Origin of the sequence: Variovorax fucosicus, assembly GCF_030316825.1 — a bacterium.
GTDB lineage: Bacteria > Pseudomonadota > Gammaproteobacteria > Burkholderiales > Burkholderiaceae_C > Variovorax > Variovorax fucosicus.
Window position 1 is genome coordinate 696,846 of record NZ_JASZYU010000003.1, and the last position, 25,307, is coordinate 722,152.

26 protein-coding genes and 1 other RNA gene are annotated in these 25,307 nt (G+C 67.5%); 11 read left to right on the top strand and 16 right to left on the bottom strand.

Going from position 1 to position 25,307, the window contains the following annotated elements:
- Nucleotides 1–83: 83 nt before the first annotated feature.
- Entirely contained in the window at nucleotides 84–1,628 is a 1,545-nt protein-coding gene (locus tag QTI05_RS20745; RefSeq protein ID WP_286544820.1) for a phospholipase D family protein, read from the bottom strand.
- Between the two features lie 67 nt (nucleotides 1,629–1,695).
- Between QTI05_RS20745 and QTI05_RS20750 the strand changes: the two genes are divergently transcribed.
- On the top strand, nucleotides 1,696–2,250 hold the full coding sequence (locus QTI05_RS20750) for a peroxiredoxin (RefSeq protein WP_286545439.1): 555 nt from the start codon (nucleotides 1,696–1,698) through the stop codon (nucleotides 2,248–2,250).
- Between the two features lies 1 nt (nucleotide 2,251).
- Nucleotides 2,252–3,070 (top strand): metal-dependent hydrolase, encoded by an 819-nt coding sequence (locus QTI05_RS20755; RefSeq protein ID WP_286620658.1) that lies wholly within the window; start codon nucleotides 2,252–2,254, stop codon nucleotides 3,068–3,070.
- An 11-nt stretch (nucleotides 3,071–3,081) separates the two neighbouring features.
- On the opposite strand, the gene QTI05_RS20760 is transcribed toward QTI05_RS20755, so the two are convergent.
- The 5 genes from QTI05_RS20760 to QTI05_RS20780 are packed head-to-tail and all read right to left on the bottom strand — an operon-like array spanning nucleotide 3,082 to nucleotide 7,968.
- The gene (locus QTI05_RS20760; protein ID WP_286544826.1) at nucleotides 3,082–3,420 is read right to left on the bottom strand and encodes a hypothetical protein; all 339 of its coding nucleotides are present in this window, start codon (nucleotides 3,418–3,420) and stop codon (nucleotides 3,082–3,084) included.
- Between the two features lie 7 nt (nucleotides 3,421–3,427).
- Complete coding sequence (locus tag QTI05_RS20765) at nucleotides 3,428–4,354, bottom strand: DUF6999 family protein (RefSeq protein ID WP_286620660.1); 927 nt, start codon at nucleotides 4,352–4,354, stop codon at nucleotides 3,428–3,430.
- Nucleotides 4,351–6,261 (bottom strand): iron-containing redox enzyme family protein, encoded by a 1,911-nt coding sequence (locus QTI05_RS20770; RefSeq protein ID WP_286620662.1) that lies wholly within the window; start codon nucleotides 6,259–6,261, stop codon nucleotides 4,351–4,353. Before QTI05_RS20770 ends, QTI05_RS20765 begins: the two co-directional genes overlap by 4 nt.
- An 8-nt stretch (nucleotides 6,262–6,269) precedes the next feature.
- Nucleotides 6,270–7,202 carry a fatty acid desaturase family protein gene (locus QTI05_RS20775; protein ID WP_286620664.1) on the bottom strand — a complete coding sequence of 311 codons (933 nt, stop codon included), beginning with the start codon at nucleotides 7,200–7,202 and terminating at the stop codon, nucleotides 6,270–6,272.
- Nucleotides 7,186–7,968: a sterol desaturase family protein gene (locus QTI05_RS20780; protein ID WP_286544834.1), complete on the bottom strand. Its 783-nt coding sequence runs from the start codon at nucleotides 7,966–7,968 to the stop codon at nucleotides 7,186–7,188. The genes QTI05_RS20775 and QTI05_RS20780 overlap by 17 nt, the downstream gene beginning before the upstream one ends.
- A 91-nt stretch (nucleotides 7,969–8,059) precedes the next feature.
- Between QTI05_RS20780 and QTI05_RS20785 the strand changes: the two genes are divergently transcribed.
- The 6 genes from QTI05_RS20785 (at nucleotide 8,060) to QTI05_RS20810 (ending at nucleotide 13,939) form a co-directional block, all read left to right on the top strand.
- Nucleotides 8,060–9,493, top strand: coding sequence for an aldehyde dehydrogenase family protein (locus QTI05_RS20785; RefSeq protein ID WP_286544836.1), 1,434 nt, complete (start codon nucleotides 8,060–8,062; stop codon nucleotides 9,491–9,493).
- A gap of 38 nt (nucleotides 9,494–9,531) precedes the next feature.
- Complete coding sequence (locus tag QTI05_RS20790) at nucleotides 9,532–10,293, top strand: SDR family oxidoreductase (protein WP_286620665.1); 762 nt, start codon at nucleotides 9,532–9,534, stop codon at nucleotides 10,291–10,293.
- Between the two features lie 79 nt (nucleotides 10,294–10,372).
- On the top strand, nucleotides 10,373–11,497 hold the full coding sequence (gene moaA / locus QTI05_RS20795) for a GTP 3',8-cyclase MoaA (RefSeq protein WP_286620667.1): 1,125 nt from the start codon (nucleotides 10,373–10,375) through the stop codon (nucleotides 11,495–11,497).
- Nucleotides 11,494–12,150: a molybdenum cofactor guanylyltransferase MobA gene (mobA, locus tag QTI05_RS20800; RefSeq protein ID WP_286620669.1), complete on the top strand. Its 657-nt coding sequence runs from the start codon at nucleotides 11,494–11,496 to the stop codon at nucleotides 12,148–12,150. The genes moaA and mobA overlap by 4 nt, the downstream gene beginning before the upstream one ends.
- Nucleotides 12,147–13,448: a molybdopterin molybdotransferase MoeA gene (moeA, locus tag QTI05_RS20805; protein WP_286620670.1), complete on the top strand. Its 1,302-nt coding sequence runs from the start codon at nucleotides 12,147–12,149 to the stop codon at nucleotides 13,446–13,448. Before mobA ends, moeA begins: the two co-directional genes overlap by 4 nt.
- An 8-nt stretch (nucleotides 13,449–13,456) precedes the next feature.
- Nucleotides 13,457–13,939, top strand: a complete 483-nt coding sequence (locus QTI05_RS20810) for a Crp/Fnr family transcriptional regulator (protein ID WP_286544844.1) — start codon at nucleotides 13,457–13,459, stop codon at nucleotides 13,937–13,939.
- On the opposite strand, the gene rnhA is transcribed toward QTI05_RS20810, so the two are convergent.
- From rnhA to QTI05_RS20825, 3 genes are read right to left on the bottom strand one after another with little or no spacing between them, the layout of a single operon-like run.
- Complete coding sequence (gene rnhA / locus QTI05_RS20815) at nucleotides 13,936–14,385, bottom strand: ribonuclease HI (protein ID WP_286620671.1); 450 nt, start codon at nucleotides 14,383–14,385, stop codon at nucleotides 13,936–13,938. The genes QTI05_RS20810 and rnhA overlap by 4 nt on opposite strands.
- Nucleotides 14,382–15,704, bottom strand: coding sequence for a glycosyltransferase family 4 protein (locus QTI05_RS20820; protein ID WP_286620672.1), 1,323 nt, complete (start codon nucleotides 15,702–15,704; stop codon nucleotides 14,382–14,384). Before QTI05_RS20820 ends, rnhA begins: the two co-directional genes overlap by 4 nt.
- A gap of 3 nt (nucleotides 15,705–15,707) precedes the next feature.
- Nucleotides 15,708–16,499 (bottom strand): class I SAM-dependent methyltransferase, encoded by a 792-nt coding sequence (locus QTI05_RS20825; RefSeq protein WP_286620673.1) that lies wholly within the window; start codon nucleotides 16,497–16,499, stop codon nucleotides 15,708–15,710.
- Here QTI05_RS20825 and gloB point away from each other — a divergent pair.
- Nucleotides 16,498–17,277 (top strand): hydroxyacylglutathione hydrolase, encoded by a 780-nt coding sequence (gene gloB / locus QTI05_RS20830; RefSeq protein WP_286544853.1) that lies wholly within the window; start codon nucleotides 16,498–16,500, stop codon nucleotides 17,275–17,277. The two genes, QTI05_RS20825 and gloB, sit on opposite strands and share 2 nt — an antisense overlap.
- Nucleotides 17,274–18,881, top strand: coding sequence for a transglycosylase SLT domain-containing protein (locus QTI05_RS20835; protein WP_286620674.1), 1,608 nt, complete (start codon nucleotides 17,274–17,276; stop codon nucleotides 18,879–18,881). Before gloB ends, QTI05_RS20835 begins: the two co-directional genes overlap by 4 nt.
- A gap of 6 nt (nucleotides 18,882–18,887) precedes the next feature.
- Here QTI05_RS20835 and QTI05_RS20840 read toward each other — a convergent pair whose 3' ends face one another.
- The 7 genes from QTI05_RS20840 to dnaX all read right to left on the bottom strand — a co-directional run bounded on the left by QTI05_RS20840 (nucleotide 18,888) and on the right by dnaX (nucleotide 24,991).
- Entirely contained in the window at nucleotides 18,888–19,721 is an 834-nt protein-coding gene (locus QTI05_RS20840) for an ABC transporter permease (RefSeq protein ID WP_286544862.1), read from the bottom strand.
- Entirely contained in the window at nucleotides 19,721–20,536 is an 816-nt protein-coding gene (locus tag QTI05_RS20845; protein ID WP_286544866.1) for an ABC transporter ATP-binding protein, read from the bottom strand. The genes QTI05_RS20840 and QTI05_RS20845 overlap by 1 nt, the downstream gene beginning before the upstream one ends.
- A gap of 65 nt (nucleotides 20,537–20,601) precedes the next feature.
- Nucleotides 20,602–21,636 carry an ABC transporter substrate-binding protein gene (locus QTI05_RS20850; protein ID WP_286545440.1) on the bottom strand — a complete coding sequence of 345 codons (1,035 nt, stop codon included), beginning with the start codon at nucleotides 21,634–21,636 and terminating at the stop codon, nucleotides 20,602–20,604.
- A 119-nt stretch (nucleotides 21,637–21,755) separates the two neighbouring features.
- A complete protein-coding gene (locus QTI05_RS20855) occupies nucleotides 21,756–22,148 on the bottom strand; it encodes an MAPEG family protein (RefSeq protein WP_286544868.1) in 393 nt (130 codons plus the stop codon).
- A gap of 17 nt (nucleotides 22,149–22,165) precedes the next feature.
- Complete coding sequence (recR, locus tag QTI05_RS20860) at nucleotides 22,166–22,756, bottom strand: recombination mediator RecR (protein WP_286544870.1); 591 nt, start codon at nucleotides 22,754–22,756, stop codon at nucleotides 22,166–22,168.
- A 30-nt stretch (nucleotides 22,757–22,786) separates the two neighbouring features.
- Nucleotides 22,787–23,119 (bottom strand): YbaB/EbfC family nucleoid-associated protein, encoded by a 333-nt coding sequence (locus QTI05_RS20865; protein ID WP_286544871.1) that lies wholly within the window; start codon nucleotides 23,117–23,119, stop codon nucleotides 22,787–22,789.
- 45 nt (nucleotides 23,120–23,164) lie between these two features.
- The gene (gene dnaX / locus QTI05_RS20870) at nucleotides 23,165–24,991 is read right to left on the bottom strand and encodes a DNA polymerase III subunit gamma/tau (protein ID WP_286620675.1); all 1,827 of its coding nucleotides are present in this window, start codon (nucleotides 24,989–24,991) and stop codon (nucleotides 23,165–23,167) included.
- Between the two features lie 99 nt (nucleotides 24,992–25,090).
- Between dnaX and ffs the strand changes: the two genes are divergently transcribed.
- Nucleotides 25,091–25,187: signal recognition particle sRNA small type (gene ffs / locus QTI05_RS20875), an RNA gene on the top strand.
- Nucleotides 25,188–25,307: the final 120 nt, after the last annotated feature.

A 25,307-nucleotide genomic window follows, 5' to 3' on the forward strand; every position in this document is an offset into this window, starting at 1 on the left:
GGCCGCTGTCGAAAGCGGCTGGGAGGGCGAGCGCCGCCGAGGAAGCGTTTTCTACGACCCGGCGCAGATGGCGCGCCGCTCCGCTACAGCAGGTCTTCCGGCACCAGCGGCCCCAGCACGGTGTTCTTGAAGCGCTGCAGCCAGGTCGACTCGGGCTCCGTGGTGAGGATCATTTCCTTGTCGTCGTCCATCGTCAGCCATTCGATCGTGCTCTTGTTGGCGAGCAGCCGCAGGCGGTAGGCGCTCTCGAGCTTGCTGATGTTGATGATGCGCAGCAGTTCGCGCGCGAGCTGCGGGCTGTCGACCACGATGCCGAGCTCGGTGTTCTGCGTGGCCGAGCGCGGGTCGAGGTTGACCGAGCCGATGAACAGCTTGCGCTTGTCGACCACCGCCGTCTTGGCATGCAGCCGCCCCAGCGATTTGCCGAACATGCCGAGCCGCTGGTTGCGCGTGGTGCGCGCCGGGCTCAGCTCGTACAGCTCGACGCCCGCTATCAGCAGCCGCTCCCGGTAGCGTGCATAGCCGCTGTGCACCAGCGGCTCGTCGTTGGCGGCGAGCGAGTTGGTCAGCATGGTCACGCTCACGTCGCGCTTGCGCAGCGCCTCGAAGGCCTCCATGCCGCGCTCGCCGGGCACCAGGTAGGGCGAGGTCAGCAGAACGTCGCTCTCGGCGGTGAGCAACTGCGTCCAGAAGCGCATGGTGACGCTGGTGGCCAGCGCCTCGTCGGCGGTCATGTAGCGCAGCTTGGTCGGCGGGTCGGCCACCGCATTGGCCGGGCCCCAGAGCAGGCCCATGCGGCCGGCGTCGAGTTCTTCGCCGATCGGGCCGTAGCCGAGCACGTCGGTCGGCGGCAGCACCACCTTGGGCGGCGGGCCGGCCATGCCGACGCGCTCGTCGAACTCCTCGGTCATCGCGGCGCGGCCGGTGTGGGGTTTGACGATGTTGGCGATCGGATAGACCTCTTCGCTGTTCCAGTAGGTGTCGAAGATGTCCGCCAGCTGCGGCACGACCTTGCCGACCACCACGGCGTCCATGTCGACGAAGTTCTGCGCGCTGTTGAGCAGGAAATACTCGTCCGCGATATTGCGCCCGCCGGCCACGGCCATCACGCCGTCGGCGATGAACAGCTTGTTGTGCATACGGTGGTTGAGCCGCCGGATGTCGAAGGCGGAGGCAATGAAGCGGCCGGCGAGCTGGTCGCGCGCGCAGCAGAACGGGTTGAACAGGCGCACCTCGATGTTGGGCGTGGCGGCCAGCGCCAGCAGCAGCTGGTCGGTGTGGGCGGTGTACAGGTCGTCGACCAGCAGCCGCACCCGCACGCCTCGCAACGCAGCCTCCTTCAGCGTTCGCAGCAGCAATCCGCCGGCGCCGTCGTTCTCGATCACGTAGTACTGCACGTCGAGCGAGCGCTGGGCCCGGCGGGCGAGCTCGATGCGCGCGTCGAGCGAATAGACGCCCAGCGGCATCAGGCGAAAGCCCGAATGCTCGCCCGGCGGCGTCGAGGCGGCAACGATCTTCGCGAGGGCCGTGGCGGGGTCGGGCGCGAGCGCGGCGGTCTCGTTCATGACGGTGCGCGGGGGCAAGGTGCCGCAGGCGCCGAGCAGCGCCGCCAGGCCCAGCGCGAGCATGGCCCGCAGGCCACGCCGAAGCCGGGGCAGGCATAAGATAGCGCCTATCTGTTCGAAGGAATTGGCCATGACGATACGGTTCAATCAGTTGCTTGCGTGGGTGCCGATGATGCTCTGTTTCGGCGCTGCCACGCCAGCTTTGGCAGCACTCGATGTCGGCGAAAAGGTGGCTCCCTTCACGGCGCCGGCGGCATTGGCGGGAAAGCCCTTCACCTATTCGCTCTCCCAGGCGCTGGCCAAGGGCCCGGTCGTGGTGTATTTCTTCCCGGCTGCGTTTTCGGTGGGTTGCTCGATCGAAGCCCATGCCTTCGCCGACGCCATTGATCAGTTCGCAGCACTGAACACCACGGTTATCGGTGTTTCTACCGATGACATGGACACGCTGTCGAAATTCTCGAACCAGGCCTGCCAGGGCAAGTTTCCGGTCGCCTCGGACGAAACCAAGAACATCAGCAAGTCGTTCGACGCGATCATGCAGACCCGGCCCGACTATGCCAACCGTATCTCGTACGTGATTGCGCCCAACGGCGCCGTGGCGTCGTACTACCAGAGCCTGAACCCGTTCAAGCATGTCGAGAAGATGCTGGCCGCGGTCAGGGAGTTGCCCCAGAACAAGAAATAAGGTGGCCACCCTCGCCGTCCGCCGCCTGCTGATCGACCTGGAGGCGCCGGTGGCGCGCCACTGGTGCGGCGGCGACGCCTTCCGGACCGCGCTGCTCAACGCGCTGTCGATGAGCTTTCCGGCCGGCGAGCAGTTCTTCATCGACGCGGTGCGCGCCGGGGTGCAGGCCCTTCCGGCCGACCGGCAAGAAAGCTGGCGCGAGGCGATCAAGGGCTTCATCGGCCAGGAGGCGGCGCACCGGCGCATCCATGTGCGCTTCAACGAGCATCTGGCGCGGCAAGGCCTGGTCGACCAATGGACGCCACGCATGCTCGAGCAGCAGAAGCTGCTCGCGGGCACCGACCCGCGCCATGCGATCGCGGTCACCGCCGCCACCGAGCACTTCACCGCGATGATGGGCGAATGGCTGCTGGCCCACCCCGAGGCGCTGGCCGGCGCCGAGCCGCGGCTGCAGACGCTCTGGCTCTGGCACAGCGCCGAAGAAACCGAGCACAAGGCCGCCGCCTTCGACCTCTACCGCGCGCTCGACGGCAACCATGCCTGGCGGGTGCGCTGGTTCCGGCGCATCACGACCTCATTTCTGCTCGACGTGGCACGCCAGACGCTGGCCAACCTGAGGCGCGATGGCACGTTGTGGCGTTTCGGCACCTGGCGCAGCGCAGCACGGCTTTTGTTCGGGCGGCAGGGTCTGGTACGGCAGAACATCGGCGCCTGGCGCGACTACCTGCGTGAAGACTTTCACCCGGCGCAGCACGACAGCGATTTGTCGGCACGCTGGCTGGCGGCCCACCGCGACCAGTACCTGCCCGTCGGCGCCTAGTGCGCCTCGTCCTAGTATTTGATCGTGACGCCGGCCTTTGCGCCGGCGCTGTTCTTTCCGTCCGACTTGACGCCGGCCGAGAACGACACATTGCCGCCCGTGCTGGCGCCGGCCGAGTACGCAGGCCGGGGGCCCGAAGTGTCGACACCGCCATAGACGCCACTTCCGTCAGGCCGCTCCACACCCATCACGGCGCCTTTGGTATTGGCCGAATCTTCGGTCGAAGTCACGTTCGGGGCGACGTACACGGTTCCCTTGTCGCTGGTCTGAACTGGCACCTTGACTTCCTGCGCGGACGCGGCCGCACAGCAGGCGGCCAAAGCGAGCGAGGCAATAACGGATCTGTTCATGCCCCCATCATGCCTCGGTCGGCCCGCTCGTGGTGTCGACGGCCACCCCTTGCGCCTGTGCCAGCTGAAAGCGTTGCAACAGGCTGTGAAGCATTTCAGTCGAGAGGCCGTGGATCACGAGCCGGTGCCCGGCCCGCAAGGTCGACAGCGGTACCAGCGGATGCTTGTTGTTGACCAGCACCAGATGCTCCGGCGCGGCCAGCAGCGTGGCCGCATAGATGCCGATGGTCTCGTCGAGCTGCAGCGAGTTGGCGGCACGCCAGAAGTCGTTGTCGGTCAGCATCAGCTGGTAGAGCGGCGTGAAGAGTTCGATCGCGCTCTGCAGATCCAGAAAGTTGAGCCGGCCCTGCGGCATGTCTTCGAGCTTAAGGCCCGGCTCACGGATCATCGAAAAGTCGATGTGCTCGGGCTTGCGCAGCGCCAACCCCTGCTCGCGCAGCGCCTTGTTCAGCCGGATCACGAAGTTGAAAAGGTTCAGGTCGTGCTTCAGGAACATGTGGTCCTTCAGCGCGTCGATGTCGGCCGGCTCCAGCGGGTTCGTGTCCACCGGCGCCGGCGAGTTGCGGCCGATGAAGGTCAGCACCTGCGATCCCAGATGGAAATGCCGCAGGATCAGCCAGTTCGCCTCGGGCGACACGAAGCGCTTGAGACCCCAGGCCAGAAACTGGTGCAGCAGCCCCGAGTGGGCCCAGTTGCGCGGCACGAACACCTTGCAGACCTGGAACAGGATGATGAACAGGCGCGCCAGCGGCCGCAGGAACGGCAGCAGGTACTGGCGCGAGGCCGAACTCGAATCGGTGAGCCAGGCGCTCTTGACCTCGTCCGGCAGCGGCGTGCTCTGGTCGAGATACAGCGCGAGCCAGGGGCTGGGGTCGCGCTCGTCCCAGGGGCGGGACAGGAAGTCGGGCGCGGCCGAAGACTCGGGCCGGGTCATGCTACCGTCACGTGCTGGAACTGCATCAGGTACAGCGCCGCGGTGTGGCGGGCCGTGCCGAGGATCTGCTGCGCAGCGCGGCCGTCGGTGTCGAACGCCATCACCATCTCGACCGCAGTGAGCCAGCGCGCCAGATGGTTCTCGTCGTTGTGGCCGTGGTACTCCAGAAAACGAAACACGTCAGGCGGCAGTTGCAGCGCACTCTTGAGCAGCGGCAGCAGCGCCGGCACGATGCGCTGCCCGGTGCCTTCGATGATGTAGATCGCGCCCAGCAGTCCGAACGGGTCGCGCGTCGCGGCCAGCCGGTGCAGGTAGGCGTTGAGAGCCTCGCCGCCGGGGTTGCGGCGCAACTGGTCGATGTCGGCCACGGGCCCGCCGGCCTTGCGGTAGTCGTCGAACAGGATCTTGAAGTCGTTCTGCTCCTCGCCCGCATGCACGCCGATCAGCGCGGCGAGCGACTGGAACGGGCCGCTCAGCGAGGCGGCACCTTCGCGCATCCAGAGACTGCCCTCGCGCACCTGGGGAATCCAGTTTTCCATCCAGTTCAGGTAGTCGGGCAAGGCAAAGCGGCGCTCACGAATCTGCCGAACCAGCGGCGTGCGCCAGACCTGCGAGCGGTAGTCGTGCCAGATCGAGGCGAGCTCGGTGAGGAGGTCGCGCAACGCCGCAGGCGCGTCGGCCGGATCGTGCGGCGGTGCAATCACATCTTCGGCAACCGCAGGATCGACTTTGACGCTCGCGCCCGGCGCACGGGCGCCGGAGGCCGCTGGCGCTTTGCCGGCCTCCTCCACTTCGAGCAGCATGTACGCCGCCATGAAGCGCCCCGACTCGGGCACGTAGCAGAAGATCTGCTCGCCGGGCTTCACGGTGCGCGTCTGCAGAAACTCCGCCAGCATGATGAGGATCGACGCCGCGCCGGTGTTGCCGCGCCAGGCCAGGTTGCTGTACCAGCGGTCGCGCGGGATCGCGAGGCCGGCCTTGTCCATCAGGCCCTCGACCACCGGGATGAACTTCTCAGACGAGTAGTGGCAAAGAAAATGGTCGATCTTGCGCGGGTCGACCCAGCCGTCGTGCACCAGCCGCGCGTACTCGTGGATGCCGATGTCGAACAGGTGCGGCAGCAGCCGGATGTCCTGCCGCAGCGACAGCGCGCCGGCAGCCTCGGCCTCGCCCCAGGAGCCGAAATCCAGATGGCCGCGCTGCCGGTCTTCGGTCAGGCCGAGCTGCATGCAGACCGGGTAGTCGCCCGAGAACGCACGCTGATGAATCCACTTGAGCTTCAGGCGCAGGCCGGGCGCGCCGGGCAGCACGGCATCGTCGGACAGCAGCAGCGCCCCTGCCCCGTCCGACAGCATCCAGCGCAGGAAGTGCGAGTCGAAATCGGTCTCGTAGCCGCGTGCCGCGAAGCGCGAGCGCTTGAACAGGCGTGACGGCATCTCGGCCGCGACCGCGAGGGCAGCGCGGTGCGCACCGAGCTCGATGCCCTGCGCCGCCGCCTGGATCGCCGAAACGCCTGCGGCGCAGATGCCGTGTACCGAGATCGTCTCCATCGGCGGCGCCGCGAGTTCGCCCTGGATCATGTTGGCGAAGCCCGGCATCAGCGTGTCGCCGCCCGAGCTGCCGCTGGCCAGCAGCGAGACGCGGCCAAGATCGCTGCCACCGCGCTGCAGGCAGTCTCGAATCGCATGGGCGGCGAGCTGTGCGTTGCTGAACACCGTGGCGCCCTCGGTGTCGATCGCGTAGTAGCGCTCGCGAATGCCGTTCTCGGCCAGGATGCGGCGCTGGATGCGCGACGACATGCGGTTCAGCGGCGCGATGTACGCGTCCATCTGCTCATTGCTCACCGGCGCGCCCGGCATGAAGTAGCCGGCGCTCTGGAGATAGACACGGTCGAAAGAAACAGGCATCGCAAGACTCAAGGTTTTGGCAGCGAACCCGCCGGCATCAGCGAGCGGCTGCGAAAGCGCGGCACCAGGGCACCGAGCACGAACACACGCAACATGTAGGCCACGATCCCCCGTTCGTTCAGCGCCGGATCGACCCGGTTGCGGTAATGCGCATGGTGCAGACTTGCAAGCTCAGACCAGTGCGCATGCGGATTCTCGTGGTGTGCGGTGTGAAACCCGATGTTGAACAACAGCGGATTGAGCAAGCCTTCGAAGTTGCGCGCGTAGTTCAGCGCGCCCTCCTGGGTATCGCCCGGCGCCCCTTTGGCTGCAGCCGGGCGGCCATCGGCATGGGCGTGTTGCAGGTAGTTGGTCGCCAGCAGCCAGTGCAGGCCGTGCAGTTGCGGCGCGATGACGAACAGCAGCGCGCGGCGCCAGTCGAGCGCGAGCAGCAGCGCCCACGAGCCCAGCCATACCGCGTACTGTGCGACGCAATAGCGGAACGCGCCCGAGCCGTTGCGCCGCAACTGGCCCAGCCATTCGACGAACAGCGGGTACAGCACCCAGGCGGCCTGCAGCGGGTGCAGCAGGTAGCCGGCCAGATGATTGGTATCGCCACCGAAGCGGTAGGTGCGCGCCAGGTCGTCGGGCCCATGCCGGTGCCGGTGGTGGTTCGCCACATGCGCCGGCCAGAACACGAAAGTCGGATGCCCCTGCAGCAGCGTGATGCCGAAGTCGGTGAGCCGGTTGGCCCGGCGCCCCCGCCACATGCGCTGGTGGGTGTGGTTGTGGTGGATCACGCCGATGCCGAGCGTGAGGAACAGCATCAGCGCATAGAGCGGCCACCAGAAACCGTGAACCCATTGCCAGGCCGCCAGCGCCGGGAAAGCGGCCAGGTAAGCAAGACTCTGCCAGTCGCGCCGGTGGCGCAGGCGCGGCAGACCGTCAAGCCGATGCTTCATGCGCGACCTTCTGCTTCTTTCGGAACGCGTCGAGCTGCACATCGGCCGCGTCGGCCGGCAGCCGGGTGCCGAACAGCCGATCCATGAAGGTAAATTGAAAGCCGTAGTTGCCGCCATGTGCCGCGTGATGCAGATGGTGCCGCCGGCTGGCCGCGAACCAGTGGCTGTACGACACGCGTGGAAAAAAGTCGTAGTTGGAGTGCCCGACATTGTTGAAGAACAGGCTGAACAAGGGCACCGCGGCCAGCGCCCAGAAGCTGAAATCGTGCACCAGCATCGGCGGCAGGATCACGTTGCCGAGCATCAGCGCCTCGACCGGGTGAAAGCTGTAGGTGGAAAACGGCGTGCTCACCACCGACCGGTGGTGCGGCCCGTGGAAGCGCCGCAGCCAGCGCGTGTGCAGCAGGCGGTGGTTGATCCAGAAGTGGATGTCGTTCCACACCGCGAGCACGAGGATCTCGACGGCGATCTGCCAGCCGCCCGGGTTCACGGCCAGGCGCGCCCAGCCGAGTTGCAGCAGCCCCCAGGGAAACACCATGCCGAGCCCGAAGATCAGCACCGAGCCGCCCGATTGCAGCAGCTCGCGCCGCAGCTGCTCAGGCCCGACTGGCCGCGGATCGAGCACGCGGCCGATGCCGAGCGCCGGCAGCAGATGCCGCGTGATCAACCAGTTCAGCGCACCAAAACCCAGGTAGATGCCGCCGAAAAACAGCACGCCCCAAGCCATCACCTGGAGCATCGAGAGGGACTGGAAGGTTTGGGCCATGGCTTGCGGATCGACCCGAGGATAAGCGAGCCCGGCCGCGCCGGCTCGGTGCGCCAGCGCGCCGAGCGCGCCTTGCGTGAAAATGCCGCCCATGCAACTGAACTACATCGGCAACGCCAGCGTTGCCTCCGCCTCCGGCCGCACCATTCCCGTTCTCGACCCTTCGGACGGCCAGCCCTTCGACGAACTGCAGCGCAGCGATGCCAACGACATCGACGCGGCCGTGAGCGCGGCGCGCGATTGCTTCGAGTCGGTCTGGCACAAGGTCAGCGCGGCCGATCGCGGCCGGCTGCTCTACAAGCTTTCGCAGAAGATCGCCGAGCACACCGACGAACTCGCATTGCTCGAGCAGCGCGACTGCGGCAAACCTGTCAAGCAGGCGCGCGCCGATGCGCTGGCGCTGGTGCGCTACTTCGAGTTCTACGCCGGCGCCTGCGACAAGCTGCACGGCGAGACCATTCCGTACCAGGACGGCTACAGCGTCTTCACCTGGCGCGAGCCGCACGGCGTCACCGGCCACATCATCCCCTGGAACTACCCGATGCAGATCTTCGGGCGCAGCGTCGGCGGCGCCCTGGCGGCCGGCAACGTCTGCGTGGTCAAGCCGGCCGAAGATGCCTGCCTCTCGCTCCTTCGCGTGGCGCAGCTCGCAGCCGAAGTCGGCTTTCCGGCGGGCGCGCTCAATATCGTCACAGGCTATGGCCACGAGGTCGGCGACGCACTGGCGCGGCATGAAGGCATCGACCACATCAGCTTCACCGGAAGCCCCAAGATCGGCACGCTGATCCAGCAGGTTGCGGCCGAACGGCACTGCCCGGTCACGCTGGAGCTCGGCGGCAAGAGCCCGCAGATCATCTTTGCCGACGCCGACATCGGCGCCGCCATCCCCGTGCTGATCAATGCCATCGTGCAGAACGCCGGCCAGACCTGCTCGGCCGGCTCGCGCGTGCTGATCGAGCGCGGGATCTACGAACCGGTGCTCGAGCGGCTCGGCCACGCCTTCGAGGCGCTGCGGGTCGGCCCTGCGGCCATGGATCTCGATGTCGGCCCGTTGATCCGCCAGACGCAGCAGCAGCGCGTGTGGGATTTCCTGAGCGATGCGCAGCACGCCGGCATTCCGATGGTGGCGCAGGGCGTGGTGGTGGATGAAGCCCCCGAAACCGGCTTCTACCAGGCGCCGACGCTGCTGCGCGACGTGCCCGTGATGCACCGGCTCGCGCAGGAAGAAGTGTTCGGCCCGGTGTTGGCCGCGATGCAGTTCGCCGACGAGGACGAAGCCGTCGCCCTGGCCAACGCCACCCAGTTCGGCCTGGTCGCCGGTATCTGGACGCAGAACGGTGCCCGCCAGTTCCGCATGGCCAAGCGCGTGCGCAGCGGCCAGGTGTTCATCAACAACTATGGTGCCGGTGGCGGCGTCGAGCTGCCGTTCGGCGGCGTGAAGTCTTCCGGCTACGGGCGCGAGAAGGGTTTCGAGGCGCTGTACGGCTTCACGACCCTCAAGACCGTGGCCGTGCGGCACGGCTGAGCCCGCAGCCACCCCTTTTTTTCCCAGGAGACAACGCCATGCGCGTCAAAGACAAATCCATCATCGTCACCGGCTCCGGCGGCGGCATCGGCGAAGGCATCGCCAAGCGGCTGGCGGCCGAAGGCGCCCAGGTCATCGTCAACGATATCAATCCGGCGGCCGGCCAGCTGGTGGTCGATGCGATCCTGCGCGATGGCGGGCGCGCCTCGTTCTTCGCGGCCGACGTCACGAAGTCGGCCGACATGAAGGCGCTGGTCGACGCCGCCATCGAGCGCCATGGCAAGCTCGATGCGATGGTCAACAACGCGGGCTGGACGCACCGCAACCGCCCTGCGCTCGAGGTCGGCGAAGACGAGTTCGACCGCTGCTACGCGGTCAACGTCAAGAGCATCTATCTCTCGACGATCCACGCCGTGCCGGCCCTCCGCGCGAACGGCGGCGGCTCGTTCATCAACATTGCGTCGACGGCGGGCGTGCGGCCACGGCCCGGCCTCACCTGGTACAACGGCTCGAAGGGCGCGGTCATCACGACCAGCAAGTCGCTCGCGGCCGAGCTTGGCCCGGACAACATCCGCGTCAACTGCATCAACCCGGTGTTCAACCCCGACACCGGCCTCGCCGCCGAGTTCGCCGGCGGTCCGGTCACCGAAGAGCGCAAGGCGAAGTTCCGCGCCACCATTCCGCTGGGCCGTTTCTCGACCGCGCTCGACGTGGCCAACGCGGCGCTCTACCTGGCGAGCGACGAGGCGTCGTTCATCAGCGGCGTCTGCATCGAGGTCGACGGCGCACGCTGCGTTTGAGGAGACGCCGCAGCCGGGGCAGCCCGCGGCCAATGTCCACCCCTCGATCGGGTGCAGGCAAGTGGCGCAGAATTGCAGCATGTCCAGCCGTGTGATTCCCCTTGTCGATCAGCGCGTCGTGCCGTATGCCGCCGCGGTGGCGCAGTTGCCGCTGGAGGCCACCGGCCACCTGGCCGACCAGCTTGGCCGCCCGCTGACCGACCTGCGCATCAGCGTGACCGACCGCTGCAACTTCCGCTGCAGCTACTGCATGCCGAAGGAAGTGTTCGACAAGGACTACACCTACCTGCCGCACAGCGCACTGCTGAGCTTCGAGGAGATCACGCGCCTGGCGCGCCTGTTCGCCGCGCACGGTGTGCGCAAGATCCGGCTCACCGGCGGCGAGCCGCTGCTGCGCAAGAACATCGAGGTGCTGGTCGGGCAACTCGCGGCATTGCGCACGACGGACGGCCAGCCGCTCGACCTCACGCTCACCACCAACGGATCGCTGCTCGCGCGCAAGGCCGCCGCGCTCAAGGCGGCCGGCCTGCAGCGCGTGACGGTCAGCCTCGACGGCCTGGACGACACTGTGTTCCGGCAGATGAACGATGTCGATTTTCCGGTGGCCGACGTGCTGATGGGCATCGATGCCGCGCTCGCTGCGGGCCTCGGCCCGATCAAGGTCAACATGGTGGTCAAGCGCGGCACCAACGAGCAGGAGATCCTGCCCATGGCGCGCCACTTCCGCGGCACCGGTGTCGTGCTGCGCTTCATCGAGTACATGGACGTGGGCGCCACCAACGGCTGGCGCATGGACGAGGTGATGCCTTCGGCCGAGGTCATCGCGTGCATCGCGACCGAGTTTCCGCTGCGGCCGCTGGAGCCCACTGCGCCGGGCGAAACCGCGCAGCGCTGGGCCTATGTCGATGGCGGCGGCGAGATCGGCGTCATCAGCAGCGTGACGCAGGCCTTCTGCCACGACTGCAGCCGCGCGCGCCTGTCGACCGAAGGCCAGCTCTACACCTGCCTGTTCGCGAGCCGCGGCCACGACCTGCGGCCGCTGTTGCGCGGCGATGCGGCCGACGAGCAACTGAGCTCGGCCATCGGCCACATCTGGCAAGGCCGCGCCGACCGGTATTCCGAATTGCGCGCCCTGCGCGGACCGGATGCCGCAGCCGACGGCAGCGCGCCGCGCCGCGTCGAGATGAGCTACATCGGCGGATGACGATGCCAACCCGTACTTCGATCGCTGCCTCTGAAATCACCGGCCTGGTGCTGGCCGGCGGCCGCGGTTCACGCATGGGCGGCGTCGACAAGGGCCTCCAGAACTTCAACGGCACGCCGCTGGCCCTGCACGCGGTGCTGCGGCTCGGCATGCAGGTTGGCGAGATGATGGTCAATGCCAACCGCAACCTGTCGGCGTACGAGTCGTTCGGCGTGCCGGTCTGGCCGGACGGCCTGGCCGACTACGCGGGTCCGCTGGCTGGCTTCCTCACCGGGCTCGAGCGCTGCGAAACACCCTGGCTGCTGACCGTGCCCTGCGACACGCCGATGTTTCCGCTCGATCTGGCCGAGCGGCTCGCCGCTGCGCTGGTCGAGGCCGATGCCGAGATCGCCATGGTCAGCGCGCCCGAACCGCAGGACGACGGCGGCCCCGCCGTGCTGCGCGCCCAGCCCGTGTTCTGCCTGCTGCCGACCACGCTGCTCGAAAGCCTGATTCGCTTCACGCAGGGTGGCGGCCGCAAGATCGACGCCTGGACGGCACAGCATCGCACCGTGCTCGTTCCCTTCGACCGCGCCAGCGATGCGCCCGACGCATTCTTCAACGCGAACACGCTGGCCGAGTTGCAGACACTCGAAGGCGCCCGTGCGCGATGAGCCGCATCGCCGAGATCGCCGCCGCCCTGGCCGGCTATGACCCCAAGGCCCTGAGCGTCGACGGCGTGCAGGCCTTCCTGGCCAGCCTGGTGGCGCCAGCCGTCGTGCGCGAGCGCGAAAGCGTTCCGCTGTTCGAGGCGCTGGGCCGGGTGCTGGCCGAGGATGTGATCTCGCCCTTCAACGTGCCGCCGCACGACAACTCGGCGATGGACGGGTTTGCCTTCGACGGCGCGCTGCTCGAGACGCCGCCGCCCGAGCTGACGCTGCGGGTGGCCGGCACCGCACTCGCCGGTGCGGCCTGGCGCGGCACGCTGGCCACCGGCGACGCGCTCAGGATCATGACCGGCGCCGTGATGCCGGCCGGCCTCGACACGGTCGTTCCGCAGGAGTTCTGCAGCGTCGACGGCGACTGCGTGCGGTTTCCTGCGAACGCGCTGCGCCGCGGCGACAACCGCCGCTTCGCCGGTGAAGACCTGATACAGGGCCGCCCGGCGCTGCTGCAGGGCGAACGCATTTCGCCCGCCGCGCTCGGCCTGCTTGCGAGCCTGGGCCTGCCGGCCGTGGCCGTGCTGCGCCGCCTGCGCGTGGCGTATTTCTCCACCGGCGACGAGATCCTGAGCCTCGGCGATGCGCCGCGCGAAGGCGCCGTGTACGACAGTAACCGCTACACCGTGTTCGGCCTGCTCACGCGGCTGGGCTGCGAGGTGGTCGACCTCGGCATGGTGCGCGACAACCCGACCGCGCTGGCGGCAGCGCTGCACGACGCCGCGGGCCGCGCCGACGCCATCATCACCAGCGGCGGCGTCAGCGTCGGCGAGGCCGACCACACCCGCGCCGTGATGCAGCAACTCGGCGACATGGCGTTCTGGCGCGTGGCGATGCGGCCCGGGCGTCCGATGGCGGTCGGCCTGATCCCGCGCGCGCCGCACGCCGGCCCGGCCGTGCTGTTCGGCCTGCCCGGCAACCCGGTCGCGGTGATGGTGACCTTCCTGGCTTTCGTGCGGCCTGCCCTGCTCCAGTTGATGGGCTGCAACGCCGCCAACGCCGCGCCGCCACCGCTGCTGCGCGCGCGCAGCGTGGCCGCCATCCGCAAGAAGCCCGGCCGCACCGAATACCAGCGCGGCCGCGTCACGCCAGTGCCCGGCGCGTTGCCCGAGGTGCGCATCGCCGGCAACCAGGGCTCGGGCGTGCTGAGTTCGATGGTCGAGGGCAACGGCCTCGTGGTGTTGCACCACGCGCAGGACAGCGTTGCGCCGGGCGACGAGGTCGATGTGATGATGTTCGACGGCGTGATGTAGCCACCACCATGCTCGCCGCCCGCGTCGAACTGCTGCAACAGATGCCGATTTTCGGCGCGATCGGGGCCGAGACGCTCGAGTTCCTGCTCGAACCGGCCCCGCTGGTGCAGGTACCGGCCGGGGGCTTTTTCTGCCGCGAGGGCGATCCGGCGCACGCGATGTTCGTGCTGGAACGCGGCCGGGTCACGGTGTCCAAGGCCTGGCAAGGCCACGATCTGCTGCTGCGCCGGCTCGGCGAGGGCGACTGCTTCGGCGAGATGGCGCTGCTCGACCTGTTTCCGCGCAGCGCATCGGTGCGCGCCGACGAGGACTGCAGCGCGATCGAGCTCAGCTCCGCCAATCTCTACCGCCTGTTCGAGCGCGATGCGGCGGAGTTCGCGGTGATCCAGATGAACATCGGACGCGAACTGAGCCGACGCCTGCGGGAAACCGACCAACTGCTGTTCCGCGCCCGCATGGGCGAGGCGCTCACCGCGCCGCCACGCGTCTAAAGGCGGCCCAGCGCGCGCTCGACGCCCTTGTTGGCGAGCATGTCGGCGCGCTCGTTGCCGGGGTCGCCCGAATGGCCCTTGACCCAGCGCCAGTCGATGGTGTGGCCGCCCTCCTGCACCAGCTTGTCGAGTTGCTTCCAGAGCTCGACGTTCTTCACCGGTTGCTTGGCCGCGGTCATCCAGCCCTTGGCCTTCCAGCCGCGGATCCATTCGGTGATGCCCTGGCGCACGTACTGGCTGTCGAGGTAGAGGATCACCTTGCAGGGCCGCTTGAGCGCGGCCAGGCCTTCGATCACCGCCGTCAGCTCCATGCGGTTGTTGGTGGTGTTGAGTTCGCCGCCGAACAGCTCCTTTTCGGTGGTGCCCGACTTGAGCCATGCGCCCCAGCCACCCGGCCCTGGGTTGCCCTTGCAGGCGCCATCGGTGTAGATCACGACTTCGTTCAAACTATCTTTTCCTCTCGTTGGGTGGCGCTGCACTGCAGCGCCGGACGGATCGCTTCGCCGATCGCCTGTTCATGGCGGCGCATGATGACAGACCAGTCGAACTCGTTGCGGGCGCGACGCAGGCCGGCGCGCACAAGCTGTTCGCCGAACGCCGGCTCACGCCAGAGGCGCTCCATCGCCTGCGCCAGCGCGGCGCTGTCGCCCGGCAGTACCAGCAGGCCATTGACGCCGTCGCGGATCACGCTCGGCACGCCGCCGCTGTCGGTTGCGATCAGCGGCACGCCGGCGGCATTGGCCTCGCACAACACGCGGCCCATGGTTTCCACGTCGCGCGCCGCTCCGCCGGCATGGCGCGATTCGTAGCTCGCCAGCACGAACATGTTGCTGGCCCAGAAATAGTCGCGCACCCGCTCGTGCGGCACGCGGCCCGCAAACACGACCGCCTGGCCCAGGCCCAGTGCAGCGGCGCGCGCTTCGTATGCCCTGCGTCGCGGGCCGTCGCCGACCACGACCAGCTTGAGTCCCGGCACGCTGGCGCGCAGCGCCGCGACCGCATCGAGCAGCACTTCGACGCCCTTCTTGGCGACCAGCCGGCAGACCGTCAGCACCACGACGTCGTGTGCCGCCAACCCCAGCTCGGCCCGGGCCTCGACGCCGCGGCGGCGCGTGCGACCGAAGTGGCGCGCGTCCACACCGCCCGCGACGATTTCGATGCGCTCGGGCAGCACGCCGATGCCACTCAGCAGGTTCGCGGTGTAGCGGCTGTTGGCGAAGATGCGCGTGTGGCCGACAGCGGCCTGTCGCATCAGGCGTTCGCGCTGGCGGCGGAACAGGTGGTCGACCCAGTCCGGCTGCCAGCCATGCTCGATCCAGCGACGCATCGCATGCTGAAGCCGCGGCGAAGCGGCCAGTGTGCTCCACAGCGCGAACGGATAGCCCTGCCACGGCCGCAACACGTCGTTGCCGACCGAGCGGCACAGCACCGGCACCCCGGCATGCTGCTTCAGCAGGCCATAGAAAACGGTGGACGCGTAGACCGCATCGGGCCCGAACTGCCGGATATGGGCAAGGATGCGTTGCACATTGAACCAGTAGCCCAGGCGCGACAGGATGCGGCGCACGGGGTAGCTGGCCCCTGCATCGAAGTGCGCCGCTTCGGCCGCGAGCACCGCGTCGGTGACGCGATAGGTGAGCACCTCCACCACGTGGCCGCGCTGCGCCAGATGCGCTGCCAGGTGGCGCGCATGGGTCTGCATGCCGCCAACGGCGGGCGGAAATTCGGTCAGCACCAGCAGCAGCCGATGACGCGATCCGGTCACGGTTCAGGCCGTTCGGCTGTCGCCCGCCGGCCGGCGGTGCACCTTGCCGGTCACCGGCATCGGCGCGCTTGCGAGCGATGCGGCGCGGCGCCAGTCGGCGCTCAGCAACCGCAGCCCGCGCACGCGCTTGACCGCCACCAGAAAATAAACGGCGCCAAAAATCGGCCACCAGCGCTCGCCGGCACGGTCGAGCCAGCGGTAGCGCTCGATCCAGGCTTCACTGCGCACCGCCGGACGGTAGGCGCCGAAGCGGCCGGATTCGACCTCGAAGCTCAACAGCCGCAGCCAGTCGCGCATGCGGCGGTAGGCGATGAACTCGCCGGCATCGGGCAGGAACAGCTCGCCGAAGCCCAGGCTGCGCCACAGCCGCGCGCGGCGCTGGCGCAGGCCCCACAGGCTGTGCGGGTTGAAGCCGCAGATCACCACGCGGCCTTCGGGCACCAGCACCCGCTCGACTTCGCGCAAGGTCGCGTGCGGGTCGTCGCTGAGCTCCAGCGTGTGCGGCAACAGCACCAGATCGAGGCTGTTGGCGAAAAATGGCAAGGCGACGGAGTCGGCCAGCAGCGCGACGCGCGGCGTGCGCTTGCCCGCTGCTTCGGGGCGCGGCAGTGCCAGCCATCGATGCGGCATGCGGTTGGCGCGCAGCGCATCAACCGCCGGCAGCCCAAGCTGCAGCGCGTGGTAGCCGAAGATGTCGGCCACCGCCTGGTCGAACTGCCGCTGCTCCCACGCCAGCAGGTAGCGGCCGGGCGGGGTCTGGAACCAATCCTGCAAACCTATAATTTGACCGCTCATGACCCTCGTTCCGCTGCCTGCTTTTGCTGACAACTACATCTGGATGCTGCAGCACGGGCCCCATGCGATCGTGGTGGACCCGGGCGATGCCAAGCCGGTGTTCGAAGCACTCGAACGCGGCCAGCTGCAACTGGCCGCGATTCTAGTCACGCACCACCATGCCGATCACACCGGCGGAGTGGCGGCATTGCATGCGGCCACCGGCGCCAGGGTTTTCGGCCCGGCGCGCGAGCGCATTCCCGAGCCGTTCACGCCGTTGGCACAGGGCGACCACGCCGAGGCGCTGGGCCTGCGCTTCGAGGTAATCGACATTCCGGGCCACACCGCCGGGCACATCGCTTTCTTTCTGCCGGCCGAGGGTGCCACGGCACCTCTGCTGTTCTGTGGCGACACCCTGTTCTCGGCGGGTTGCGGCAAGTTGTTCGAAGGCACGCCGGCCCAGATGCTGGCCTCGCTCGACGCGCTGGCCGCGTTGCCGGGCGACACCCGCGTGTGCTGCGGCCATGAATACACACTTTCGAACCTTCGTTTCGCCCGCGCCGTGGAACCCGGCAACCCCGATCTGACTCCCTATACGGCGCAGTGCGAGGCACAGCGCGCGCTCGGCCAGCCCACTTTGCCTTCGAAACTGGCCACCGAGCGCAGGATCAACCCCTTTCTTCGCAGCCGCGAAGCCTCTGTCCTTCGAGCAGTGCGCGCCCATGCCGAGCTTTCGGCCTCGGCGACCGACACCCAGGTGTTCGCCGCGCTGCGCCAATGGAAAAACGACTTCCGATGAAATTCCTGATTGCCGCCTGCCTTGCGGGCACCTTGCTGCTCGCAGGCTGCGCGACCGGCACCAATCCCAATGCCCCTGCCCCGGCGGCCTCCACCGGCGGCGCCGCGCCGCTCTACCCGAACGGCCCGCTGACCCCCATCACCTCGGGCCGCGCCACGTCGCAAAGCGTGGTGCAGCTCGCACCGCCCACCGACATGTGGGACCGCATCCGGCGCGGCTTCAAGATGCCCAACCTCGAGGGCGACCTCGTGCGCGACCGCGAGCAGTGGTACGCCAGCCGGCCCGACTACATCCAGCGCATGACCGAGCGCTCGAACAAGTACATCTTCCACATCGTGGAGGAGCTCGAGCGCCGCAACATGCCGACCGAGCTGGCACTGCTGCCCTACATCGAGAGCGCGTTCAACCCGCAGGCCGTGTCGAGCGCGCGCGCGGCCGGCATGTGGCAGTTCATGCCGGCCACCGGCACCGACTACGACCTCAAGCAGAACATCTTCCGCGACGACCGCCGCGACGTGCTGCAGTCGACGCGCGCCGCGCTCGACTACCTGCAGAAGCTCTACAACATGTTCGGCGACTGGCAGCTCGCTCTGGCCGCCTACAACTGGGGCGAAGGCAGCGTGAGCCGCGCGATCGCAAAGAACCAGCGCGCCGGCCTGCCCACGACCTACAGCGACCTCACGATGCCGGCCGAAACACGGCTCTACGTGCCCAAGCTGCAGGCAGTGAAGAACATCGTGGCCAATCCGCAGGCGTTCAACGCCGAACTGCCGGTGATCGCCAACCACCCCTACTTCCAGACCGTGACGCTGACGCGCGACCTCGACGTGGCACTGGCCGCCAAGCTGGCCGACGTGCGCATCGAAGATTTTCGCGCGCTCAATCCGGCCGCGCACAAGCCGGTGATCCTGGCCGCCGGCACGCCGCAGATCCTGCTGCCCTGGGACAACGCCGCCGTTTTCGAGCGCAATTTCGAGGCCTACAGCCAGGGCCAGTACGCGAGCTGGACAGCCTGGACGGTGCCGAGCACCATGACCGTGGCCGACGCAGCGCAACGCTCGGGCATGAGCGAAGTCGACCTGCGCGCCATCAACAACGTGCCGCCGCGCATGCTGATCAAGGCCGGCTCCACGCTGATCGTGCCGCGCTCGGCCAAGGTGCAGGAAGACGTGGCCGCGCTGGTGGCCGACACCGGGCACCTGAGCTTCCAGCCCGAGATCGTGACGCGCCGCACCACGGTCAAGGCCGGCCGCAACGACAGTGTCGCCAGCATCGCGCGGCGCTACAGCGTGAGCACTGCCAACGTGGCGGAGTGGAACGACGTGAAGCCCAACCATGCGTTCCCGCGCGGCTTCAGCGTGGTGGTCTACCTGCCGGTGCGCGCCGCGCATACGGCCAGTGTCGGCACCGGCGAGGCGCCAGCGCGCGGCCGCGTGCAGATCGTCACGGCCCACCGCGGTGGCGGCACGACCAAGCCGGTCGCCGTTGTCACGAGTGCCGGCGGCAGGAGCAGAGAGGGCAAAGTGTCGAAGACGCCCGCTTCGAGCAAGCAGCAGGTGGTGCGCGAAAAGCGCGGTGGCACGCCGTCGAAGAAGAAGCGCTGAGCTTCTTCAGAGCTTCTCGGTTTCGCCGCTGCGCGGCTGCCATTTCATCAGGCGCCGCTCGATCATGCCGACGATGTTGTCGAGCACCAGCGCAAAGGCCGTCAGCACCACGATGCCGGCAAAGACGGTGTTGACATCGAAGGTGCCCTCGGCCTGCAGGATGAGATAGCCCACCCCGCGCGCCGAGCCGAGGTACTCGCCCACCACCGCGCCGACGAACGCCAGGCCAACGGATGTGTGCAGGCTCGAGAACACCCAGCTGGTCGCGCTCGGCAGGTACACGGTGCGCAGCAGCTGGCGCTGGTTGGCGCCGAGCATCTTCGCGTTAGCCAGGATCACCGGGCTCACCTCGCGCACGCCCTGGTAGACATTGAAGAACACGATGAAGAACACCAGCGTGACCGCCAGCGCCACCTTGCTCCAGATGCCAAGGCCGAACCACAGCCCGAAGATCGGCGCCAGGATCACGCGCGGCATCGAGTTTGCGGCCTTGATGTAGGGGTCCAGGATCAGGCTCGCGGTCGGCGCCAGCGCCAGCCAGAGCCCGCAAGCCAGGCCGAGCACGGTGCCGATGCCGAAAGCCAGCACGGTTTCGAGCAGGGTGGTGCCCAGGTGCAGGTAGACATCGGCGTTGCCCTTGATGCCTTCGGGAAACAACACATTGGCCGGCACGTCGAACGGCAGGAACCAGCTCCAGATGCGCCCTGCCACCTGGATCGGCTCGCCGACGAAGAACGCGAACTGCTGGTTGCGCGAGGCCACATGCCAGGCCACCAGGATGACGGCCAGCAGCGCGATCTGCCAGAAGCGGGCGTTCTGCTCGTTGGGCTTCAGGGTCATCACGCAGCCTTCTTCAGTTGCTGCGCGTAGCCCTTGAGGACTTCGTCGCGCAGCACGTTCCAGATTTGCGTGTGCAGCTCGACGAAGCGCGCATCGGTGCGCACCTCGGCCACATCGCGCGGGCGCGGCAGATCGATCACAAACTCACCGATCGGATGCGTGGCCGGCCCGGCCGACAGCACCACCACGCGGTCGCTCATGGCAATGGCCTCGTCGAGATCGTGCGTGATGAACAGCACGGCCTTCTTTTTCGCGGCCCAGAGGTCGAGCACCTCGTTCTCCATGAGCTGACGGGTCTGCACGTCGAGCGCGCTGAAGGGCTCGTCCATGAGAATGATGTCGGGGTCGAGCGCCAGCGTCTGCGCCAGTGCCGCGCGCTTGCGCATGCCGCCCGAGAGCTGGTGCGGATAACGGTCGCCAAAGCCCGAAAGCCCGACCCGCGCGAGCCACGCCTCGCCTTGCGCCCTTGCATCGGCGTCGGGCACGCCGCGGTACTGCAGGCCGACCATCACGTTGTCGAGGGTGCTGCGCCAGGGCATCAACGCCTCGGTCTGGAACATGTAGCCCGCACGCGCGTTGATGCCCGCCAGCGGCTGGCCGAACACCTTGACCGTGCCGCTCGACGGCTCCAGCAGGCCGGCGCCGACGTTCAGCAGTGTGGACTTGCCGCACCCGGTCGGCCCCACTACCGACACGAACTCGCCCTCCCGGATGCGCAACGTGGTGTCGGCGACGGCGGTGTAGCGCTGGTTGGGATCGTCCTTGGCCAGGAAGGTGCAGGTGATGTCGAGGAGTTCGAGTGCGTATTCGGACATGGCGGGATTGTGACAAGGCCCAAAGAAAAAACCCGGCCGAAGCCGGGTCGCAATCCACTTGAAATTCAGGCTTTGAACCTGTCCTTCGCGCGCTTTGCAAACTCGTTGGTGTACAGCTTGGCCAGGTCGATCTTGTCGGCCTTGACCGTGGGGTCGAAACTGGCAATGGCGTTCAGCGCGGTCTTGGGGCCTTCGGCGGGCACCAGGCCATCGATCGCGATCGACTCGCGCACCTTGTCGAAGGATGCGAGATACAGCGCGCGGTCGCCGAGCAGATAGGTTTCCGGCACGGTCTTGATGATGTCGCCCGGCCCGGCGGTCTGCAGCCACTTGAGCCCATGGACGATCGCGTTGGCGAGCGCCTGGCAGGTGTTGGGGTTCTTCTGCACGAACTCGGCCGAGGTGTAGAGGCAGGCGGCCGGCATCATGCCGCCGAACACCTCCTGCGTGCCTTTGAGCGTGCGCGTGTCGCTGATGATCTTCACGTCGCCCTTCTGCTCGAGCATGGTCATCACCGGGTCGGTGTTGCTGATGGCGTCGATCTGGCCGGCGCGCAGCGCGGTCAGCGCGCCGGCAGCAACGCCCACGCCGATGAAGCTCACGTCGCTGGCCTTGAGCCCGCCGCGCGACAGCACGAGGTTGGCCACCATGTTGGTCGACGAACCCGGTGCCGACACGCCGATCTTCTTGCCCTTGAGATCGGCAATGGTCTTGTAGTTGGGCATGTTCTTGGTCGACACGCCCACGGCGATCTGCGGCGCACGGCCCTGCAGCACGAAGCACTGAAAGAACTGGTTCTTGGCCTGCAGGTTGATGGTGTGCTCGAACGCGCCCGAGCAGACATCGGCCGAGCCACCGACCACGGCCTGCAACGCACGCGAGCCGCCTGCGAAGTCGGAGATCTCGACTTCCAGCCCTTCGGCCTTGAAGTAGCCGAGCTGTTCGCTGATGGTGAGCGGCAGGTAATAGAACGCGGCCTTGCCGCCGACGGCGATGGAGATCTTGGTCTTCTCGAGCTTGGGTTGTGCGTGGATGTGCGGAACGGCGATGGCGGCGGCGCCCAGCGCGGCAGCGGAAGTGAAGATGCGGCGGTTGAGCATGAAAACGGGCGCGGAGGCCATCGATTCTGATGTTGGAAGTTCGGTCGAGCTTAGGGAGCCGCCCCTCCAACTGCATCGGGAACATCCCGTGCGGGTTTTCACGTAAGCATGAAGACCGCCTATCGCGGAATGAACAGGATCGCGACGTTGAGCACAAACGCCAGCGTCCACACCGTGCTGCGCGCGCTGCCGAGGCCGCGCACGTAGAGCACGATGTAGACGAGCCGCAGCAGCACGTAGCCCAGCGCCAGCAGGTCGATCCAGCCCTGGCGCGCGCCGAGCTGATGCGCAATGACCACCGCGCCGATGAAGAACGGCAGGCCCTCGAAGCTGTTGGCCTGGGCACCGTTGGCGCGTGCGCGCCAGCCGGTCTGGCGGCTGTCCCAGTCGCGCGGCTGCACGTTGTCGCGCGGCGCGAAGGCGCCGCGCTTGGCAAACACCGCGCAAACGTAGGGCAGCAAGGCGGCGAACAACACGCACCAGTAGGCCAGCGTGAGCGAGAAAAAGGTCATGTGGGTTCCTTGGCAGGTCAGCGCCGGTCGACCAGCGCATGCGCGATGGTGCCGAGGTCGACATATTCGAGTTCGCTGCCGGCCGGCACGCCGCGCGCCAGCCGCGTCACCGTGAGGCCGCGCTGGCGCAGCGCCTCGCCGATCACATGCGCGGTGGCCTCGCCCTCGGCGGTGAAGTTGGTGGCGAGGATCACTTCGACCACTTTGCCGTCGAGTGCGCGGTCGAACAGTTTTTGCAGCCCGATGTCCTTGGGCCCGATGCCGTCGAGCGGACTGAGCTTGCCCATCAGCACGAAGTAATAGCCGCGAAAGGCACCGGTGCGCTCGAGCGCGGCCTGGTCGGCCGGCGTCTCGACCACGCAGAGCTTGCTTGCGTCGCGCCGCGCATCGCTGCACACGTTGCAGATCTCGCCTTCGGTGAAGGTGTTGCAGCGGTCGCAATGCCGCACCTGGCTGGCCGCCTGCTGCAACGCGCGCGCGAGCAACTGGGTGCCTTCGCGATCGTGCTGCAGCAGATGAAAGGCCATGCGCGACGCCGACTTGACGCCCACACCCGGCAAACGCCGCAATGCCTCCACCAGCGCGTCGAGCGAGCTCGAATCAGCCAACCGATGCTCCCGCCCAAGCAGGAACTTGCATCAGAAGGGGAGCTTCATGCCGGGGGGCAGGCCCGGCATGCCGGCCGTCAGCTTGCCCATCTTCTGCTCGCTGGTTTCTTCGGCCTTGCGCACGGCGGCGTTGAAGGCGGCGGCCACCAGGTCTTCGAGCATGTCCTTGTCGTCGGCCAGCAGGCTCGGGTCGATCGTGATGCGCTTCACGTCGTGCTTGCAGGTCATCACCACCTTGACCAGGCCGGCACCCGACTCGCCCTCGACTTCGATGGTCGCCAGTTCGTCCTGCGCCTTCTTGAGGTTGTCCTGCATGGCCTGGGCCTGCTTCATGAGGCCGGCCAGTTGTCCTTTGTTGAACATCGTATTGATCCTGAAATCGTTGAAAGAAGAATGAATGGGCGAATGCTAAACCGGCCGCAAGGTGCCCGGCACGATGCGCGCGTCGAAGTCGCGCATCATGCTCTGCACCAGCGGGTCGTTGTGGATCGCCTCCTCCGCGGCACGCTGGCGTGCCTCGGCCGCGAGCTTGTTGCGGCGCGCCGGGCTGTCGACCACGCTGCCGATTTCGATTGCGAGCTTCACGCCATGGCCCAGCGTGGCCAATGCCGTCTGCAGCTTCTCGCGGCTGGCGGTCTGATTGAGCGACTCCCGCTCCACCCGCAGCAGCCACTGGTCGACATCGCGCGCCACCAGCTGGGACTGCAACGCCAGTTCGCGCGTGAGTGCGCTGATGGCCTCGGCCAGCACCAGTTGCGTCACGGTTTCGTACCAGAAATCGCCGTCTTCGCTGGGCACGATGGGCGCACTCGGTTCGTCGCTGCGGGCTGCGTCACGCGCGCCGGGCGGCGGCTGCACGCGCACCTGCATGGCGACAACCTTGGCAGCGTCCTGGGCCGGCGCCACAGGTGCGACTGGCCTTCTGGGCTCCGAGCCCGCGAGCGCGGGCGGCTCGACGACGCTGAGGCGATGGCCCGGTGGCGGTGCGACCGGCGCAGCAACTGCGGCCAACACGGGCGAACTCACGGCCACCACGGGCAGGCTCACGGGTGCAACCGGCGGCGCCTGTCGTTCGAAGGCGGGTGCGGCTGCCCGCACCGGCTCATTCAGAGTTTTTTTTTCCGGGTTTGGCTTGAACGCCAGCAGCCGGAGCAACACCATCGTGAGCCCCGCGTACTCGTCGGGCGCCAGGCCGAGTTCGCCGCGGCCATGCAGGCACAGGCTGTAGAGCAGTTGCGTTTCGTCGGCCGGCATGCGCACGGCGAGCCGCGCGGTTTCGGCCGCATCGGGGTCGGTGGTGTCGAGCACGGCCTCGGCGCGCGACGGCACGGCCTGCAGCACGGCCATGGCCTGCAGCACGCTCGTCATTTCTTCCAGCGTGGATGCGGCCGAAAGACCATCGCGCCGCAACGCCTCGGAGGTTTCGACCACGGTCTTGCCGTCGCCGGCTGCCAGGGCCTCGATCAGCCCGAACACATGGCCGCGGTCAACCGTGCCGAGCATCTGGCGCACGCCGCCTTCGACCAGCGTGCCGTTGCCAAACGCAATGGCCTGGTCGGTGAGCGACAGCGCATCGCGCATCGAGCCGCGCGCGGCGCGCGCCAGCAACTTGAGCGCCAACGGCTCGGCCGGCACCTGCTCGGTCTGCAGCACATGCGTGAGGTGTTCGAGCACCGTTTCGGGTGCCATCGGCCGCAGGTTGAACTGCAGGCAGCGCGACAGAACCGTGACCGGCACCTTCTGCGGGTCGGTCGTCGCGAGCACGAACTTGAGGTATTCGGGTGGCTCTTCGAGCGTCTTGAGCATCGCGTTGAACGCGGTGTTGGTCAGCATGTGCACTTCGTCGATCATGAAGACCTTGAAGCGCCCCTGCACCGGCTTGTAGACCGCCTGCTCGAGCAGCGACTGCACCTCGTCCACACCGCGGTTCGAGGCCGCGTCGAGCTCCGTGTAGTCGACGAAGCGGCCCGAATCGATGTCCTTGCAGGCCTGGCACACACCGCACGGCGTGGCCGTGATGCCGCCCTGCCCATCCGGCCCCTGGCAGTTCAGCGACTTGGCGAGGATGCGCGAAACGGTCGTCTTGCCGACACCCCGCGTGCCGGTGAACAGATACGCATGGTGCAGCCGCTGGGTGGTGAGCGCGTTCGACAAAGCCTGCACCACGTGCTCCTGGCCCACCATTTCCTCGAAGTTCCGGGGACGGTATTTGCGGGCGAGCACGAGATAGGACATCGCCCCATTCTAAAAGGCCGGCCACTGCACCCCGGCAGCGCGAAGGGGAAACAAAAGCGACACGAAGTGCGCCCGGCGCGGGGGTTTAGAATGACGGTTGACGGGCCTCCCCGCATGGTGAAGTGGCCAACCGGGTCAGGTGGGGAACCAAGCAGCCCTAACTGCGTAGCCAGTGCCGGGGGTAAGGCTCGTCAACCTCACATCGAAAAGCCTTGAGTTCTCAATAACTTGCGGGCTGACAAGGAATTGCGAGCCTTTGACGGTGAAACCTCGCACAGCCATTGACCTTGGAGAAGGACATGGCAGGCACCCTCAC

What these genes read in the sequence shown, in the direction of transcription:
- QTI05_RS20745 (WP_286544820.1), bottom strand. Translation starts at nt 1,628, where the DNA reads ATGCTCGCGCTGGGCCTGGCGGCGCTGCTCGGCGCCTGCGGCACCTTG.
- QTI05_RS20750 (WP_286545439.1), top strand. Translation starts at nt 1,696, where the DNA reads ATGACGATACGGTTCAATCAGTTGCTTGCGTGGGTGCCGATGATGCTC.
- QTI05_RS20760 (WP_286544826.1), bottom strand. Translation starts at nt 3,420, where the DNA reads ATGAACAGATCCGTTATTGCCTCGCTCGCTTTGGCCGCCTGCTGTGCG.
- QTI05_RS20765 (WP_286620660.1), bottom strand. Translation starts at nt 4,354, where the DNA reads ATGACCCGGCCCGAGTCTTCGGCCGCGCCCGACTTCCTGTCCCGCCCC.
- QTI05_RS20770 (WP_286620662.1), bottom strand. Translation starts at nt 6,261, where the DNA reads ATGCCTGTTTCTTTCGACCGTGTCTATCTCCAGAGCGCCGGCTACTTC.
- QTI05_RS20775 (WP_286620664.1), bottom strand. Translation starts at nt 7,202, where the DNA reads ATGAAGCATCGGCTTGACGGTCTGCCGCGCCTGCGCCACCGGCGCGAC.
- QTI05_RS20780 (WP_286544834.1), bottom strand. Translation starts at nt 7,968, where the DNA reads ATGGCCCAAACCTTCCAGTCCCTCTCGATGCTCCAGGTGATGGCTTGG.
- QTI05_RS20785 (WP_286544836.1), top strand. Translation starts at nt 8,060, where the DNA reads ATGCAACTGAACTACATCGGCAACGCCAGCGTTGCCTCCGCCTCCGGC.
- QTI05_RS20790 (WP_286620665.1), top strand. Translation starts at nt 9,532, where the DNA reads ATGCGCGTCAAAGACAAATCCATCATCGTCACCGGCTCCGGCGGCGGC.
- moaA (WP_286620667.1), top strand. Translation starts at nt 10,373, where the DNA reads ATGTCCAGCCGTGTGATTCCCCTTGTCGATCAGCGCGTCGTGCCGTAT.
- mobA (WP_286620669.1), top strand. Translation starts at nt 11,494, where the DNA reads ATGACGATGCCAACCCGTACTTCGATCGCTGCCTCTGAAATCACCGGC.
- moeA (WP_286620670.1), top strand. Translation starts at nt 12,147, where the DNA reads ATGAGCCGCATCGCCGAGATCGCCGCCGCCCTGGCCGGCTATGACCCC.
- QTI05_RS20810 (WP_286544844.1), top strand. Translation starts at nt 13,457, where the DNA reads ATGCTCGCCGCCCGCGTCGAACTGCTGCAACAGATGCCGATTTTCGGC.
- gloB (WP_286544853.1), top strand. Translation starts at nt 16,498, where the DNA reads ATGACCCTCGTTCCGCTGCCTGCTTTTGCTGACAACTACATCTGGATG.
- QTI05_RS20825 (WP_286620673.1), bottom strand. Translation starts at nt 16,499, where the DNA reads ATGAGCGGTCAAATTATAGGTTTGCAGGATTGGTTCCAGACCCCGCCC.
- QTI05_RS20835 (WP_286620674.1), top strand. Translation starts at nt 17,274, where the DNA reads ATGAAATTCCTGATTGCCGCCTGCCTTGCGGGCACCTTGCTGCTCGCA.
- QTI05_RS20840 (WP_286544862.1), bottom strand. Translation starts at nt 19,721, where the DNA reads ATGACCCTGAAGCCCAACGAGCAGAACGCCCGCTTCTGGCAGATCGCG.
- QTI05_RS20845 (WP_286544866.1), bottom strand. Translation starts at nt 20,536, where the DNA reads ATGTCCGAATACGCACTCGAACTCCTCGACATCACCTGCACCTTCCTG.
- QTI05_RS20850 (WP_286545440.1), bottom strand. Translation starts at nt 21,636, where the DNA reads ATGCTCAACCGCCGCATCTTCACTTCCGCTGCCGCGCTGGGCGCCGCC.
- QTI05_RS20855 (WP_286544868.1), bottom strand. Translation starts at nt 22,148, where the DNA reads ATGACCTTTTTCTCGCTCACGCTGGCCTACTGGTGCGTGTTGTTCGCC.
- QTI05_RS20865 (WP_286544871.1), bottom strand. Translation starts at nt 23,119, where the DNA reads ATGTTCAACAAAGGACAACTGGCCGGCCTCATGAAGCAGGCCCAGGCC.
- dnaX (WP_286620675.1), bottom strand. Translation starts at nt 24,991, where the DNA reads ATGTCCTATCTCGTGCTCGCCCGCAAATACCGTCCCCGGAACTTCGAG.